A 15,607-nucleotide genomic window follows, 5' to 3' on the forward strand; every position below is an offset into this window, starting at 1 on the left:
CGAACTGTGTCAACTCGAACCCTACTTTACCGTTTTTGGTTTAAACATTTCAAGAGCTTCCGGACCGGCTGCCATAGCCATAACCACTCCCACGATTACTGCCAGAGTCATGACGATACCGAAACCGATCACGGTAACAATGAGTGTAAGTAACACGCTCCAAAACACACTTTTTTTGCTGCGTTCCGGATAAAAACCACAAAAGAACCAGAAAAGTAAAATGGGTACGAGTAGCATAAAATACTGTGACATTTGACCGTATAATACCGGATTATCTTTAACAAAATACATAATTGGGTAAACAAAAATCATTATCAGAACAATGTAAAAACTTAAAAAGTAGGCGTTTATAACAATATGCTCGTAATAATTATGTCCCCATTTAAAAAATCCGATTTTGGTAAAGCTGGCAAAAATTGGCACTAGCGCTAACATGATGAGAGAGTTGTAAGACGCAATGAAATGTACTATTTCGTTCGCGAATTCGGCACTCATTTGTTGGCTTTCATACTGCTTTTTAAGAATCTCGCTAAAGTTTAAGAATTTTATCGAGATGAAGGTCGATATACCACTCAATAAAAACACCAATAAAATGGGCTTGTAATGGTTTACGCGACAACCGTCGATAAACTGACGCGCCGTTTTACCCGGATTTACCACCAAGTTTTTCAAAGTGTACAAAAGTCCTTTGTTGGTGTGAATAGTCGTGTATTGAATCTCATCCCAAATGTATTTTTTATCAATCCGCTTGAACTTTTTTTGCCCACAGTTTGAACAAAAGTTCTTGATAATTTCATCGTTACAGTTCGGACACAAAGTTGCGTTCATGGTAAGTGGTTATTTGGCTGGCTAAATTTTGGATAAAATTAGTAAAATAGAAATGTAAAAGTAATAGTAGTACTGGAGTTAATTTTACGATTATCTATGAAAGAATTGGCAAAGAAGGTCTCAGAAAAAGCTGCTATTACGGCGGAAAGGTTACCTTCCCTATTGCTCAATTTTCATTTTTAACTTAAAACTCATCTTTCCGTCTAAATACCAGTTTTTCTCATTGCGATTGAATACATTCCCAAAACTGTATGTTGCAGCGCTTTCGTTTTCACAAAATCTCATATAGAGATTATTTTCATTTTTTGATAATTCCGAAAGAACTGTAAAACCAAAAAACATTTTTGTGCTTTCTAGATTTAAACTTGACATATCTACAGTTAAACTACCTCGATGATCTGCTTTGACCCAAAATTTCACTTCATTTTCGGATAGTATCTTTCCGGGTTTTCCGTTAGCGTCGACTTCGCAAACCAAAATACCTAATAAAACATCTTTGTAATTGATCTTCAGTTTTCTTTTGAACATATTGGGCAAACCCGTGTTTAAATAGAAGGTTACATTTTTTATAGTTCCCGTCGGTAATTTGTCTAGCAGACAAACTATTTTGCTTGTTCCGTGATGAAGTCCACTGTAGGCTGCATGACCGGAAATTTCATATTTCAACAGTTTCTTTTTCTTTCGGAATTTAGTTACCACTTCTTCCAAAAAAACGGTATCCTTAAAGGTATTTTGTGCCTGTGCAAAATTTACGCATAGCAATAACGTTATGAAAATTAATATTTTCTTCATGGAAAAACTGATATTTTTCAAAGTTAAAAAAGCAAAGGAATAACCAAATGGGAAAATCAAGCTTTTAGTTTAACTTACTTTTTCAAGTAAAGCGGCATTGAAATCTGCTGGAATGATTGTTTTTGCTGACATAGACTCTATTAGATACCTCTACTTATTGCTGATTCCTTACTTTTTCTTATTGTTTGGTCAATTTCCTCCTGAGTTCTATAGTCTACTGGAATTGGCAAATGAGTAGGAAGATTCAGAAGCTCGAAGTGAACTTCTCCACGATAACTTTCCTCTAAACTCTTAAAATGAGTTATTTCCGTTAAAGGAAATGAACGCTAACAGTTTTATTATTCAACGAGTTTAAATTCGGTTTTTGATTTTCTAGAAAAGGGCGAAAAATTACTTTCAATAATCATTTCACCGTCGTAAGTAATCCATTTTCCTTTTGTAATTGAAAAATTAGCTGTTGCGATGTATGAGAATTTCATGAATGTTTTTTCGTTCGCTTCCATGCCGAAAATGCCAACTAACGGACTTTCGAAATCTCCATCTATATATTCTTGGATATTGTATTTGACTACGGCAATTTTATCGTTTTCTTTCTCTATAATTTGTTCGATAAACACTGCATTCTCGCGACTAAAATTATCACAGAGAAAATTCTGATCCATTTCGATAAAATTGAGATTCAATTGCCATTTCTCTCCAACTTCAACTTTTCTGTTCGGCAGTTCGAATAACAATGCAATTAGATTTCTCTGAGAATTTTTATAATAGGTACTAACTACTTCTCCGGATTGAGAAATTCTGCCGCGTAAAGCAATATTCCCTTTTAAACTGACAATATCTTTGTAAAGATTCTCAAATTTGATGCTGTCATTTTCTGTTTCATCAATTTTATCTTTGTTTTTGTTTTTCTTCTTTTTTGATTTTTTGTCAGCTTCTGTTGTTTTGATTTCCTCTTTCAATCGCGCAAAGGGACTACTATTTAAATCATTGAACATCAGCATTTCAATGTCAATTAACTTTTCATTTTTTTTATTCGGATAAAGATGCGTTTCATACCGAACACCTGCATTAAAATCAGCAACGGATTCACGCAGTTTTTGAAATTCATTTCCTGAAAACAAGGAAGTAGTGTCGGCATCATTTTGTTCTAGCTGCTCTTTACTTTCCTTCATGGTGGTTTTGTACTTCAAAGTATCATTCTTTGCCAATTTCCACTCCAGTGTTATTTTTTCTTTCGTTTGACAGTATGAATATGTTGTTAGCAACAGTAACCAAATCATTACTAAGTTTTTCATTTTCTTTTTTTTTAAAACAACATTACGTTTAAGGATAGCAAACCACACACGGGAAATGACAATGGTTCAGATTATAATCAGTACTAACGGTACACTTATCTTGCTTTATTAACGCTACGAATATACGTTTTTCCACTAAACGTTAGTAACGATTTTCGCGGCCGCGGTTGAAATGGAAAGCGCGCAAAGTAAAAGTAGCAACAGCCGTAGGTAGTTTTGTGCGACCAACGGAAGCAAAAAAATACCTTAGGGATGTGCGACTTTTACTGCGTACTTGTAATGAAAAACGCGAATTGCCGCCCAAAAGAACAGCTTTCGCGTTAATCAAAATGTTTTTATATAGTCTTTATTTTGGAGTAACTCCGAGCTTAGCTGCTTCGCGTCGTGCTATTGGAATTTGTTTCTGAATATTTGCAATTCGCGTGCTGTTCGAAGGGTGTGTGCTCATAAACTCGGCAGGCTCTTGTCCGCCCGATTGTGCTGCCATACGTTGCCAAAACGGAATAGCAACATCGGGATTGTAACCTGCAATTGTCATTAAAATGAGGCCAATTTCATCAGCTTCGGTTTCGTGACTCCTTGAAAACGGCAATAAAGCTCCGAATTGCGCGCCCGCTCCGTAGGCTTGCATGGCTAGCGCTTGCGTTTGCTCCGACTGTTTGCCCACTGCTGCTCCCACCAAACCTGCACCAAGCTCGGCAAGAACGCCGCCACTCATGCGTTGTTGCCCGTGATTTAATAAGGCATGCGCTACTTCGTGACCCATAACTACAGCCATTCCGGCTTCATCCTTAGTTATTGGAAGAATTCCGGTATAAAACGCAATTTTTCCGCCGGGCATGCACCAAGCGTTAACTTCCTTGCTTTCAATCAATTTGTATTCCCAGCGATAATCCTTCAAAGCAGCACTTTGCCCACGAGCGGCCAGTAATTTCTCGGCAGCAGCGCGAATTTTATTTCCTACTAACTCAACGCGTTTGGCATCGGCTGTGCCAGATACCACTTTGTTGGTTTTCAAAAAATCGTTGTATTGCTGAAAAGCCGAAGGTAAAATCGCTGAGTTGTGTACTAAAGCAAGTGTCTTTTTACCCGTAACTGGGTTTGTTGCACAAGCAATTGCTAAGGCTAAACATAGGATTCCCAAGGCTAAAAATTTGTTTTTCATTTCGCTAAAATTTCTACAAAAATACAAGATATCGCAAACGAAACTTTACGTAATTACGCAAGATATTTTTGAATTCTCAAACTTATTTTTTCAAGCCTTTTGCTGCAATGTGTAATTCCGTAAAATCTTTATCGACTAACAGTTCGTTTTTGCCAACTAAAACGTCTTTTAAATTTACTTCTTCGTTGTCGATTTGAACTTTACCGATTTCAAAAGGCAAGCCATAAAAACGAACGCGGTATTTGTTGTAATCGGTAACGAATTTTCCTTCTTTGTGCTGAAGAATCGTAACTTCTTTTTCCTTTCCGCGAAAGCTGAAAGTTGAATGGCTGTAGCGTCCCTTGTTGTAATCGTAACCATCTTGTGCATCCTCGTACAAAGTCGATTTTTCTTTACCTTCTTTGTAATACACCTCTAAACTAATTTCCTCAAATTTCTTCTCACCAACGTATTGCTGAATCGGATAATTTGGTATGATAGCTCCTTCTTTAATAAAAATCGGAATTTCGTTATAAGCCGTGCTTACCCAAAGTTCTTTTCCACCGCAAATCCATTCGTTGGTCCAGTAATTGTACCAGTTTCCGCGCGGCAAGTACATGCGTCGGCCTTGCGCGTTTGGCTCTAAAATCGGACACACTAAAATCTGATTTCCAAACAAAAATTCATCGGTTCGATAGTGGGTTTGAATGTCTTCTTGATCGAAATACACCAAAGGTTTAAGCATCGGAACACCGTCGTTTACATAATCCCAAAACATGGTATACAAATACGGAAGCAGTTTGTAACGGAGTTCAACGAATTTACGCGTGATATCAACTACTTCAGAGTCGAACGACCATGGCTCTTGTTCGCCGTGATCGCCGGAAGAGTGCGTGCGACAAAACGGATGGAACACACCCAATTGAATCCACCGTGCATATAATTCGCCGCTTGGTTGTTCCGCGAAACCGCCAATATCCGAACCGGTGAAGCCCATTCCTGAAATCGACATTCGTTGCATTTGAATGTTGGCAATCCACAAGTGTTCCCAACTGGCTACGTTATCCCCGGTCCACGACGATGTATAACGCTGTGCACCCGAATATGCCGAACGTGTAATAATAAACGGACGTTTAGGATAGGCAAATCGCTTCACACCTTCATAGGTTGCACGCGCCATTTGAGTTCCGTAAATGTTGTGTGCTTTTCGGTGGCTGCACGGATTTCCGTCGTAATCGTGGCGCACATCCATAGGGAATGTTTTGCCGGGAACTTCCATTACAGCAGGTTCGTTCATATCGTTCCAAACTCCTTTTACACCAATTTCGGCGATCAATTCTTTAAACAGACCTGCCCACCATTCGCGTACTTCCGGGTTTGTATAGTCCGGGAAATTACATTCGCCAGGCCACACTTTTCCTTTCATGTACGGACCATCGGCACGTTTACAGAAATAATCTTTATCTAGCGCCTCTTTATACACCCAGTAATTTGGGTCGATTTTAATTCCTGGATCAATAATTACAACGGTTTTAAATCCGTCTTCGGCCAATTCGGCAACCATGCGCTTTGGGTCTGGAAAATACTCTTTGTTCCAAGTAAAACAACGGAAACCTTCCATGTAATCGATATCCAAATAAATACCGTCGCAAGGAATACGCAGTTCACGGAATTTTGAGGTGATTTCTTTGACTTTACTTTCCGGATAATAACTCCATTTACATTGGTGGTAACCGAGTGTCCACATAGGCGGCATTTCCGGTTTTCCAGTGAGGTGCGTGTAGGTTGTAACTACGTCGGCCATATCCGGACCGTAAATAAAGTAGTAGTTCATTTCGCCACCTTCAGCCCAAAAGCTTGTTACATTTCTGCGTTCGTGTGCAAAATCGAAGCAAGTACGGAAAGTGTTATCAAAGAAAATTCCGTAGGCTTTTTTGTTGTGTAAACCGATGTAAAACGGAACAACTTTATAGAGCGGCTCTTGATCTTTATGAAACGCGTATTGATCCATCGCCCAGTTTTCGACGCGCTTGCCTTTTAGATTCGAATGCGAAGCCTTATCACCCATACCGTAATAGCTTTCGCCTTCGTGAGAAATCTTGCTCATTTTAACGATGTTTCCACCGAAGTGATAATTCTCTTCCCAGTGAAAACCCGACTCATCTTCTAGAATAATGTTTCCGTTTAAGTCGAAAATCGCCACACGCAAGTCGGCTTTTCGAATCATACAAACCACTTTATTGGTTTTGATTTGATACACGTCGGCTCCTTCGGTTAGTTCTAAAAAGTTATAACCGTGCGACTGTGTTTTATCAATGGCGTACGAAAAATCGTTGCTAAAATACCCTTTAGTTGTGTAGCGAAAGCGTAACAAACTGTCGCGTAGAACAGTTACTTTGAGAATGACGTTATTTCCGGTTGAAAAGAAAATAGAATCGGCTTCTTGTTTTACTTCCAGCACCGCCGAAGGGTACTGATCGCCTTTGTATTCAAGTTCGGTATTGGTAATCATAGGTTACAATTGGTTTGGCAAATTTCCAAAAGTAAGATTTTAAAGTCTGCCTAAAAAACCAGAAAGAAACTACAACGTTTTCGTATTGAAATGTTTTTTCAGACTACCGTCTTACTAGGCTTCCGCACCCATGATAAAAGGATGATTTTCTCTCAAAAACAAGCAAAAAGTAGCGGCCCGATTTCCAATTTTAGTTGGTTTTGAGAAATCGCTGGGCTTTTCATCTTCTAATTTGAAATAAAACCAAGGTAATTTGTATTAAAAGATTTAATGATTTAAATAAAATAACACTAAAATGTTTTAATTTATAACTAAAAATAGATTTTCGTTTTAAATTAATAACAGCAACAAACATATTTGCAACAGATTTAAAGCAATAAAATTATGTGTGGAATATTAGCCGTTATAGGAAAAGGAAAAGATGAAAAACTAGTTGCACAACTGTCGAAACGAATGTCGCACCGCGGACCCGATGAAAGTGATATCCACGTAACTGAATCTGGACATATCTTGGCCCATGAACGTTTATCGATTATCGATTTACATTCAGGAAAACAACCCATTCAAGGTAGCGGTTCCGCTTGGATGATCCATAACGGCGAGATTTATAATTACCAACTGCTTAAGCAAGCGTACTTTGCCCACGATACGTTTAGAACGAAATCGGATTCTGAAATCATTGTGCGCTTGTACGAGAAATTCAAATACGATTTTGTAGACAAGCTCGACGGCGACTTTGCCTTTGTTGTTGTTGATGGCGATGATTTTATTGCGGGTCGCGACCCATTAGGTGTTAAGCCTTTGTATTATGGTGCCGACGAGCGCGGTAGAACCTATTTTGCTTCAGAAATGAAAGCAATTGCTGATCAGTGTAAAACATTTTCGACCTTCCCTCCCGGTCACTATTACACTCCAGAAACGGGTTTTGTGAAATATTACAGACCTAAATACGAAGATTTACAAAGTGAAGCCGTTGCTGTAGATTACGCAGCCATTCGCGAAGGTTTAATTGCCGCAACGCAAAAACGATTGATGAGCGATGTGCCTATTGGTGTGCTGTTATCGGGAGGTTTAGACTCTTCCCTAACCTCGGCTATTGCAGCGCGTTTGCTAAAAAAACAGGGGAAAAAGTTAAAATCATTTTCAATCGGTCTCGATGCATCAGCCCCAGATGCCGCAGCAGCTCGCGACGTTGCTGCATTTCTCGGAACCGAACACCACGAAATCCACTTTACGATTGAGCAAGGAATTGCTATTCTTGAAAAGCTCATCTGGCATCTCGAAACCTATGATGTAACTTCGGTTCGCGCCAGTACGCCCATGTTTTTCTTATCAAAAGCCATTACAGACATGGGCGTAAAAGTGGTACTCTCTGGCGAAGGAGCCGATGAAGTTTTCGGAGGTTATTTGTATTTCCGCAACGCGCCAACTGCTGAAGATTTCAGAAAAGAAACGGTAGAACGCGTACAAAAGTTGTTTACTGCCGACCTTCTTCGCGCCGACAAATCGACCATGGCGCACGGATTGGAAGCGCGCGTTCCGTTCTTAGACAAAGCATTTTTAGATATTGCGATGCAGATTGATCCGGTAGAAAAGCAGCCAAAAACTTACGAAGGTCGAGAGAAATATATTTTACGTAAAGCGTTTCATACACCAGAAGATCCGTTTTTACCGGAGTCGGTATTATGGCGACAAAAAGAGCAGTTTTCCGATGGTGTGGGCTACAGCTGGATCGATACGTTAATTGAATATTGTGCGTCGCAGGTAAGCGATTTGCAAATGGCGGAGGCCGAAAAATTGTTCCCATACAACACGCCGGCGACCAAGGAAGCGTATTTTTATCGCAGTATTTTCCATAAATATTATCCACAGCAAAGCGCTGCGCAAACGGTTCGTAAATGGATTCCGAAATGGCAAGAAAACCAAGATCCAAGCGGCCGCGCCAATGCTGCACACGTACATGCCGATGTGGAAATTGCAAAATCGATCGAACACGCATAGCGAATTTCAATTGAAAGATTGAAAGATTGAAAGATTGAAAGATTGAAAGATTGAAAGATTGAAAGATTGAAAGATTGAAAGATTGAAAGATTGAAAAATATAAGAAAATAGAAAAAAGCTAAAAAAGCTAAAGAAGCTAAAAAAGCTAAAAAAGCTAAGAAAGCGAAAAAAGCTAAAAAAGCGAACTCCGATACCTATCAGAAGGGAAAAAGGTAAAAAACGTCTTTGCGAACTTTGCGTAAATCTTTGCGGTTAGCCTTCGACAAGCTCAGGAACTAACCTTCGACAAGCTTACGCGTCGAGGGAGCACAATGTTTCACCATGTTTTTCACTAGGGACACAACGCCACCTTTTACAAGCTGACGTTCCGAACTTCTCTAGCGCACAGAAAACACCGAACCACACCGAATCTTGCTGAATACGGCGCCGCTGAGGAAAACACAGAACGTGTCATTTCCCAAAAATAATTCTCTTGCCTTCGACACGCTCAGGCTCCGACGATACGTGCGTTTAGGTTGGGAAAATGACACGTCAAGTGGTGAATGCATCAAAGTCTTAATACTTAATACGCTAATCTTGATACTACAAAAGTTCCACTTGGCGCACTTTGCGGAAATCTTTGCGTCCTTTGCGGTTTAGCCTTCGACAAGCTCAGGAACTAACTTTCGACAAGCTTACGCGTCGAGGGAGCACAATGTTTCACGAAGTTTTACACAATGTACACAACGCTGCATACGACAGGCTCAGGCTCCCACGAATTGTGGTTTGGATTGGGCAAAACGATAAGTTAAGTGGTGAACGTCACGAAGTCTAGCTTCTCTCCCGATAGCCATCGGGACTAGCTTCTAGCTTCATAAAAATACCCCAATGTTTCACGAAGTTTTACACAATGTACACAACGCTGCATACGACAGGCTCGGACTTCAACGAAAGTGGGTTCGGGCGAGCAAAAAGATAACTAACAGCAGTATTTTATCGAAGTTTGTTCCTATAATTTTGAGACTCTAATCCTAAAAACTTTTTCCCTTTTCGGAGCGAACTATCGGTTCTAAAAGTATTTTCCTATCAAAATCCATTAACTTTAGCAACCGATTTATTCCAACTAAACAACACATGCACACCCAACGAAACATCGAGCTGTTTTATTTACTTGCTTTTTTTAGCGCACTTGTATATGGACAAAAAAACAATTTAACTGACGAGATAAAGCGCAAGGCTACGGAAATTGAATCGAAAGTGATCGCGTGGCGACACGACATACATCAGAATCCGGAGCTGGGAAATCGAGAAGTGCGAACAGCAGCTTTAATAGCAACCCACCTCCGATCGTTAGGTTTCGAAGTAAAAACTCAAGTAGGGGTAACTGGTGTTGTAGGAATTTTAAAAGGGGCAAAACCCGGTCCGGTGATTGCCCTTCGAGCAGATATGGATGCTCTACCTGTGGAAGAACGTAACAACCTTCCTTTTGCTTCTAAAGTGCGTACCACGTATAACGGTTCTGAAACGCCTGTAATGCACGCTTGTGGACACGATGCCCATGTCGCAATTTTGTTGGGTGTAGCCGAAGTGCTTTCAAGCATGAAAAATCAGTTAACGAGTACGGTGAAATTCATTTTCCAACCTGCCGAGGAAGGAGCACCAAAAGGCGAAGAAGGGGGTGCTAAACTTATGGTGAAAGAAGGTGTATTGGAAAATCCAAAAGTAGATGTTATTTTCGGATTGCACATGGATTCGATGATTGAAACGGGAACCATTACCTATCGACCTGCCGGAATTATGGCCGGTGTAGGCGATTTTAAAATAACAATTGTAGGTAAGCCCAGTCACGGATCGCAGCCGTGGTTGGCAGTTGATCCGATTCCGGTTGCTGCACAAGTAGTTATGGCCTTGCAAACAATTGTAAGTCGAAACGTAAACATTACCGAAAACGCCGCAGTAGTAACCGTGGGGGCCATTCACGGAGGAAATCGACATAACATCATTTCAGAAAAAGTTGAACTTATCGGTAATGTACGTGCTTTTACAGAATCCGATGAACAGCTGATATACAGTCGTATTCGACAAATTGCCGAAAAAACTGCCGAGGCTGCAGGCGCTACCGCAGTTGTAGAATTGCCGTTTTCCGTTAAATATCCCGTAACATTTAACAATGAATCGCTTACCGAAAAAATGCTGCCGAGTTTAAGAAAAGCTGCCGGCGTTGACAATGTGAAACTTATTCCTGCGAAAACCGGCTCGGAAGATTTTTCATTCTTTGCTGAAAAAGTCCCAGGACTATTTTTCTTCTTAGGCGGTATGCCGAAAGGTAAAGATGTAAAAACCGCTGGGCCGCATCACACACCCGACTTTATGCTCGACGATAGCTCGTTTAAACTTGGTATTGTTGCTTTCTGCCAGTTAGTTTTCGATTACGGAAAGTAATTCGCACAAACACACTGGTTTTTAACTTGCTGCTTTGGTTTCTTCAACAAGCAAAAAAACGAAACCTTTTTCCCTGCCAAAAACCAAGAAACTCGTTTGAAAGTCAAAAACAACCTTTCGTAAAGCTGTTTCAGCCAATCTCGATAAAGAAAAGGTAAAGAATCGCAAACATGAAACGTAACTTTACAGCTATAGCGACTACTTTCTAGAAAAACAATCAAATTTGTACCTTTACCTCCATGTTGCACATTTCAATAGTCGGTACCGGAAACGTCGCCTTTCATTTGGCTCAGGCTATTGCCGATTGTAAAACGCTTAAACTCGTCGAAGTTGTCGGAAGAAATCCGGATGTGCACGGATTTCCGGTAAGTTGCTCGACATCATTTAACCGACTATCCGAAACCGATTTAATACTTGTTGCCGTTGCCGATAAAGCAATTGTTAGCATAGTTGAGCAAATTCCAAGTTCATTCCAAGGAACTGTTGCACACACAGCAGCTTCGGTAGCAATGAGCACACTCGGGCGATTCGAAAATCGCGGTGTTTTTTATCCGCTGCAAACCTTTTCGAAAACTAAAACACTTTCGTGGAACAAACTTCCTGTTTTTCTTGAATCGAATACCAGTCAAGCGCAAAAACACTTGGAAATTTTAGCAGAGAATTTGCAAGCACAACTGTACTCTGCAAGCTCAGAACAACGGTTAAAACTGCATTTAGCTGCCGTGTTTAGCTGCAATTTCGTAAACGCTTTATTCGCTTCCGCAGAAGAAATTCTTAACACCGAAAATGTGCCGTTTGAGGTTCTAAAACCTTTGATTTACGAAACAGTCGACAAAGCGTTTTCATTAACGCCTAAAAAAGCACAAACCGGCCCGGCATTGCGAAACGACCAGACAACGATGCAAAATCACGTACAAGCTCTAACTGATGCGGAATTGCGCAATTTATATCAAAAACTTTCCGAACTAATCCAAAATCAACATGGAATCCTATAAGCACCTACTAAATCATATTACCACTTTCATTTTTGATGTCGACGGTGTGTTAACCAACGGCGAGGTTCACATTACAAACGACGGAGAAATGTTGCGTACCATGTACATCCGCGATGGTTTTGCCATGAAAGCGGCAGTAGAATCAGGATATCGTGTCATTATAATTTCCGGCGGTAAAAACGATGGCGTCCGCATTCGATTACAAAATTTGGGAATTACCGATATTGTTTTGGGTTCGGCCGATAAAGTCGAAGCCTTTCACGAGATTATCGACGGTTACCAAATCGATCCGCAACACGTTTTGTACATGGGCGACGATATTCCCGATTATCATGTCATGAAACTAGTTGGCTTACCAACTTGTCCGCAGGATGCAGCGCCCGAAATCAAAGCCATTTCCAAGTACATTTCGCATAAAAATGGCGGTGTAGGTGCTGTGCGCGATGTTATTGAACAAACGATGCGCGTTCAAGGCAAATGGACCACGTATTTTGACGGCAAACACGACTGATGTTCCAAAAGAATGAGCTACCTTTGCGGGCTGATTTTTTTATAGCATGAGATTACACCGAAATCTGGTTTACACCACGATTGATTCCTTGAACATGATTTTCAACGAAGATGCCTACGCCGATAAAGTCGTTGCATTGGCTTTGAAAAAAGATAAACGCTGGGGAAGCCACGATCGCAAATTTGTTGCCGAAACCATTTACGAAATTGTACGTTGGAAGCGACTATACGCGGAAATTGCCGACGTAAAAGCGCCCTTCGACCGACCAGACCTGTGGCGAATTTTTGCCGTATGGGCAGTGTTGCGCGGTTATCCAATTCCAGATTGGACGCAGTTACAAGGCGTGCCTGAACGAAAAATCAAAGGCCGTTTCGACGAACTTTCTAAACAACGTGTGTTCCGTGAAGCCATTCCCGATTGGATGGATGAAATGGCCGTCGCCGAACTCGGAGAAGAATTATGGACCAAAGAACTTCATGCACAAAATCAGCAAGCAAAAGTTATTTTACGTGTAAATACGCTTAAAACGACGCCTCAAAAATTGCGTGCCATTTTAATGGATCTCGATATAGCGACCGATTATCTTGAAGAGCAACCGCACGGACTCGTACTTCGCGAACGTGCCAACGTATTTTTAACCGATGCTTTTAAAGAAGGTTTATTCGAAGTTCAAGATGCCAGTTCGCAGTTGGTAGCTCCCCTACTCGATGTTAAACCCGGTATGCGCGTAATCGATGCTTGTGCTGGAGCTGGTGGAAAAACTTTACACTTGGCTTCGTTAATGGAAAATAAGGGCCAGCTTATCGCGATGGATTTATACGAAAGCAAACTCAAGCAACTGAAACTTCGCGCCAAGCGAAACGGTGCTTTTAATATTGAATACCGCATTATCGATTCCACGAAAGTGATTAAAAAACTACACCAAAAAGCCGATCGCGTTTTGATTGATGCACCATGCAGCGGTTTGGGTGTGTTGAAACGCAATCCGGATTCGAAATGGAAACTACAGCCCGAATTTATCGATAATATTCGCGAAGTACAGCGCGATGTATTGTATCGCTACTCGGAAATGGTAAAACCAGGTGGAAAGTTGGTTTATGCTACTTGTTCTATATTACCATCTGAAAATCAGCAGCAAGTAGCTGCATTTTTGGAAAGCGACCACGGAAAAAACTTTAATTTTGTAACTGATAAAAACATCTTTGCCCACGAAACTGGTTTCGACGGATTTTACATGGCATTGTTAGAACGTAAAAGCATATGAAAAGAATTATAAACGCACTATTTATATTTGTCGCCGCCGGCGTTTTTGCACAAGCTGGTGCACCCGCGGCGTACTACAACGGTTTTAACTGGAATCTTACAGGAAATGCACTAAAAACAGCACTAACAACCAAGATAACAGATACCGATGTGGTAGACATTAGTTACAGCGATTTGTGGACTATTCTCAAGTTCACCGATTTAAACCCTCAAAACTCCTCGCAAGTATTGTTGATGTACGGTTACGAAAACGGCACCGATGGCATGGCATTTAACGACCGTGCTCGCGACAAAAACAACGACGGTGGTGGTGCTGGCCAATGGAATCGGGAACACGTTTACGCACAGTCTGTTGGTACTCCCGATTTGGGACAATCAGGTCCGGGTGCCGACCCGCACATGTTGCGCCCTTGCGATGTTACTCAGAACAGTGCACGAGGCAACCGAAAGTTTGCTGCTGGAAGTGGTAATGCTGGAACAACAGGACAAAATTGGTATCCGGGAGATGAGTGGAAAGGCGATGTTGCTCGTATCATCATGTACATGTATTTGCGTTATGGCGATCAGTGTTTACCAATTAATATTGGAGCTGGAAGTACAATTGCATCTGATAGCAATATGCCGCAGATTTTCTTGCAATGGAATGCCGAAGATCCCGTATCGCCGTTTGAAGATCAACGCAATACGTATATTCAAGTAACGGCACCTGCATCTTTACGCCAAGGAAACCGCAATCCGTTTATTGATAATCCGGTTTTAGCGACCCTAATTTGGGGCGGACCTGTAGCCGAAAACCGCTGGCCAAATTTATTCTTGAACACCGAAACGCGCACCCTCGATGCAGCTACCTCGATATATCCAAACCCTGCCAAAGCAGATTACGTTTATGTTAATGCATCCGTAGATTTGGAAACTATTGAAGTAATCAACCTCAACGGGCAACTCGTGCAACGCATTAACAAGCCAACCGAAGTTAACGATACGTACCAAATTCAGAACTTGAATAAAGGATTTTACTTGGTAAAACTAACCGCCAATGGCGAAACAACTACCAAAAAGTTAGTTGTGAACTAAACCTGTAGAAATCAAAAAATGTAAACCGAGGCTGCTGTTCTCGGTTTTTTTTTGAAAATTTTCAAGATTTAGAGAATAAGCGATTATCGTAAAAACTGTTTAAAAAATCTTTCCTGACGGTTCCTAGTTTAAAATAGTTCAATTTTTAGTGCATTTACTTTTTTGGGGGTGTCGGCGGTTGTATCGTAACGCTTCGCCAAAAATGCTATGCCCCGCCGTCGCGCTATCCGCTATATCTTTTTGGCAACAATTTAATGGAAATTCCGTAACGCCAAAAAGGATACCACTCCTATCGCTCACCCGAAAATAAATTAAAAAAATAAAAGTTTTTGAGAATGTAGATAATTTACACGTCGACTTCAGAATTAAATATCAATTACAAGAGTATTTGAGGAGATAAATATAGGTATTTTATATTTATTTATTGCACTTTACGTTAGTTACGTATTGCACAGCCCCGACAGACGTGGAAAGCGCGCAAAGCAAAACGGGGCTATTTTGCCGAAAGCTGCGGCGACTAAAAGAAGCCGTGAGCTGCACGTGCAAAATACCTCGTTTTGGTGCGTACTTGAAACAAATGGCGGGAATAGCTGGCCGGAAGATTGAAAGATTGAAAGATTGAAAGATTGAAAGATTGAAAGATTGAAAGATTGAAAGATTTAAAGATTAGAAAATTTGGGGCTTTGCTAATTATTTGCGGACTAATTTCAACACTTGCGAACCTGCGGCGGTGGTACATTTTGTTTCTTGCAAAGAATTGTTTTCCTTTGG

General features: G+C 40.8%; 11 protein-coding genes. 6 read left to right on the forward strand and 5 right to left on the reverse strand.

The window, feature by feature from the left end; genetic code table 11:
- Positions 1–21 precede the first annotated feature (21 nt).
- From Q0064_RS13995 to Q0064_RS14015, 5 genes are all read right to left on the reverse strand, one after another.
- Positions 22–828, reverse strand: coding sequence for a DUF3667 domain-containing protein (locus tag Q0064_RS13995; RefSeq protein ID WP_298148829.1), 807 nt, complete (start codon positions 826–828; stop codon positions 22–24).
- A gap of 159 nt (positions 829–987) precedes the next feature.
- Positions 988–1,620 carry a hypothetical protein gene (locus Q0064_RS14000; RefSeq protein WP_298148830.1) on the reverse strand — a complete coding sequence of 211 codons (633 nt, stop codon included), beginning with the start codon at positions 1,618–1,620 and terminating at the stop codon, positions 988–990.
- Between the two features lie 338 nt (positions 1,621–1,958).
- On the reverse strand, positions 1,959–2,915 hold the full coding sequence (locus Q0064_RS14005) for a hypothetical protein (protein WP_298148831.1): 957 nt from the start codon (positions 2,913–2,915) through the stop codon (positions 1,959–1,961).
- Between the two features lie 346 nt (positions 2,916–3,261).
- Positions 3,262–4,080, reverse strand: coding sequence for a M48 family metallopeptidase (locus Q0064_RS14010; protein WP_298148832.1), 819 nt, complete (start codon positions 4,078–4,080; stop codon positions 3,262–3,264).
- An 82-nt stretch (positions 4,081–4,162) separates the two neighbouring features.
- On the reverse strand, positions 4,163–6,571 hold the full coding sequence (locus Q0064_RS14015; RefSeq protein ID WP_298148833.1) for a glycoside hydrolase family 31 protein: 2,409 nt from the start codon (positions 6,569–6,571) through the stop codon (positions 4,163–4,165).
- 384 nt (positions 6,572–6,955) lie between these two features.
- Here Q0064_RS14015 and asnB point away from each other — a divergent pair, with 384 nt between their 5' ends.
- The 6 genes from asnB (at position 6,956) to Q0064_RS14045 (ending at position 14,836) form a co-directional block, all read left to right on the forward strand.
- Positions 6,956–8,572: an asparagine synthase B gene (gene asnB, locus Q0064_RS14020; RefSeq protein WP_298148834.1), complete on the forward strand. Its 1,617-nt coding sequence runs from the start codon at positions 6,956–6,958 to the stop codon at positions 8,570–8,572.
- 1,113 nt (positions 8,573–9,685) lie between these two features.
- Positions 9,686–10,993 carry an amidohydrolase gene (locus Q0064_RS14025; protein ID WP_298148835.1) on the forward strand — a complete coding sequence of 436 codons (1,308 nt, stop codon included), beginning with the start codon at positions 9,686–9,688 and terminating at the stop codon, positions 10,991–10,993.
- A gap of 239 nt (positions 10,994–11,232) precedes the next feature.
- Entirely contained in the window at positions 11,233–11,988 is a 756-nt protein-coding gene (locus tag Q0064_RS14030) for a Rossmann-like and DUF2520 domain-containing protein (RefSeq protein WP_298148836.1), read from the forward strand.
- Positions 11,975–12,499, forward strand: a complete 525-nt coding sequence (locus Q0064_RS14035; protein ID WP_298148837.1) for an HAD-IIIA family hydrolase — start codon at positions 11,975–11,977, stop codon at positions 12,497–12,499. Before Q0064_RS14030 ends, Q0064_RS14035 begins: the two co-directional genes overlap by 14 nt.
- 46 nt (positions 12,500–12,545) lie before the next feature.
- Positions 12,546–13,763 carry a methyltransferase domain-containing protein gene (locus tag Q0064_RS14040; protein ID WP_298148838.1) on the forward strand — a complete coding sequence of 406 codons (1,218 nt, stop codon included), beginning with the start codon at positions 12,546–12,548 and terminating at the stop codon, positions 13,761–13,763.
- Complete coding sequence (locus Q0064_RS14045) at positions 13,760–14,836, forward strand: endonuclease (protein ID WP_298148839.1); 1,077 nt, start codon at positions 13,760–13,762, stop codon at positions 14,834–14,836. Before Q0064_RS14040 ends, Q0064_RS14045 begins: the two co-directional genes overlap by 4 nt.
- Positions 14,837–15,607 lie beyond the last annotated feature (771 nt).

The sequence above is a fragment of the Flavobacterium sp. genome (assembly GCF_027490375.1).
Classification (GTDB): Bacteria; Bacteroidota; Bacteroidia; order Flavobacteriales; family Flavobacteriaceae; genus Flavobacterium.

Coding starts and splice junctions, on each gene's coding strand:
- Q0064_RS14030 (WP_298148836.1), top strand. CDS start 11,233: ATGTTGCACATTTCAATAGTCGGTACCGGAAACGTCGCCTTTCATTTG.
- Q0064_RS14035 (WP_298148837.1), top strand. CDS start 11,975: ATGGAATCCTATAAGCACCTACTAAATCATATTACCACTTTCATTTTT.
- Q0064_RS14025 (WP_298148835.1), top strand. CDS start 9,686: ATGCACACCCAACGAAACATCGAGCTGTTTTATTTACTTGCTTTTTTT.
- Q0064_RS13995 (WP_298148829.1), bottom strand. CDS start 828: ATGAACGCAACTTTGTGTCCGAACTGTAACGATGAAATTATCAAGAAC.
- Q0064_RS14040 (WP_298148838.1), top strand. CDS start 12,546: ATGAGATTACACCGAAATCTGGTTTACACCACGATTGATTCCTTGAAC.
- Q0064_RS14010 (WP_298148832.1), bottom strand. CDS start 4,080: ATGAAAAACAAATTTTTAGCCTTGGGAATCCTATGTTTAGCCTTAGCA.
- Q0064_RS14000 (WP_298148830.1), bottom strand. CDS start 1,620: ATGAAGAAAATATTAATTTTCATAACGTTATTGCTATGCGTAAATTTT.
- Q0064_RS14045 (WP_298148839.1), top strand. CDS start 13,760: ATGAAAAGAATTATAAACGCACTATTTATATTTGTCGCCGCCGGCGTT.
- asnB (WP_298148834.1), top strand. CDS start 6,956: ATGTGTGGAATATTAGCCGTTATAGGAAAAGGAAAAGATGAAAAACTA.
- Q0064_RS14015 (WP_298148833.1), bottom strand. CDS start 6,571: ATGATTACCAATACCGAACTTGAATACAAAGGCGATCAGTACCCTTCG.
- Q0064_RS14005 (WP_298148831.1), bottom strand. CDS start 2,915: ATGAAAAACTTAGTAATGATTTGGTTACTGTTGCTAACAACATATTCA.